Source organism: Nonomuraea basaltis, assembly GCF_005893125.1.
Classification (GTDB): domain Bacteria; phylum Actinomycetota; class Actinomycetes; order Streptosporangiales; family Streptosporangiaceae; genus Nonomuraea; species Nonomuraea basaltis.
Genome location: NZ_VCJS01000583.1, coordinates 1 through 1101, shown reverse-complemented (window position 1 = coordinate 1101; position 1101 = coordinate 1). Strand labels below are relative to the sequence as shown.

Annotated in this window: 1 pseudogene; it reads right to left on the bottom strand. The window is 65.8% G+C overall.

The window, feature by feature from the left end:
- Nucleotides 1–23 precede the first annotated feature (23 nt).
- Nucleotides 24–1024, bottom strand: a pseudogene (locus EJK15_RS69505) (IS5 family transposase).
- Nucleotides 1025–1101: the final 77 nt, after the last annotated feature.

The window sequence follows — 1101 nt, the reverse complement described above, 5'->3', positions numbered from 1 at the left end:
CTAGGGCGCGTATTGGGTTGTGATCAAGGGGTGGCTCGTGTGAGGTCTTTGATCCAAATCATCGCGCCACGAAGGTGGAGGCCGGCGATGTAGCTCTCAGGGGTCTTGTCGTAGCGGGTGGCGATGCCTCGCCAGGCCTTCAGCTTGTTGATCAGACGCTCGACGGTGTTGCGATCCTTGTAGACGTCTGCATCGTGGCTGACCGGCCGGCCGCCCCTGCCGCCCTTCTTCTTCCGGTTGGCGACTTGGTCCTTCTTCTCCGGGATGACGGCTTTGATGTGGCGTTTGCGTAGGTAGGCGCGGTTGCCGCGGGAGGAGTAGGCCTTGTCCGCGGCGACCGCGTCAGGCCTGGTGCGGGGACGGCCGATGGGCCCGCGGATGCGTACCTTCTTGAGCACGGGGATGAACTGCGGGCTGTCGGCGGCCTGTCCCGCGGTCAGGACGAACGCCAGCGGACGGCACTTGCGATCGGCGGCGAGGTGGACCTTGCTGGTCTGCCCGCCCCTCGATCGTCCGAGCAGGGCAGCCTTCAACCGGAGCTTGCGCCGGCACCGGATGCGCCGTCGTTCTTCCCGCTTGGGGTCGTCTGCTCTGCTCTGCCGGTCTCGTTCTTCCGAGCTGCCCCCTTTTGCTGGGCCTTCTCTTCCTCGGCGGCCTTCTCCAGGGCGGTGACGACGTCCTGGCCGAGGTGCATCCCGGCAGCGTCGTGGTGAGCCCGCGCGGTGGTGGAGTCCACGCTGACCAGGGACAAGTCCACCTCGCCTCGCTTTGCGGCTTCCGCGATCATGCCCTCCAGCAGAGCTTCGAAGACACCGGCGTCCCTCCACTGCCGGAAGCGGTTGTGGACTGTCGACCAGGCACCGAACTCCACGGGCATCTCCCGCCACTGGCCGCCCGTCCGGAACCGCCAGATCACGCCCTCGAATTGCTGCCGCAGCCGCTCGGGGTACGGGCCGAACCCACCGATCGGCAGGTAGGGCTCGATGAACTCCCACTCCACATCCGTCAATTGCACTCGCGTCACGCTGAACGATCTACCGGATCAGGCCCCGAGACGAGGGCAGATCCCGCAGATTGATCACAATCAAATACGCGCCCTAG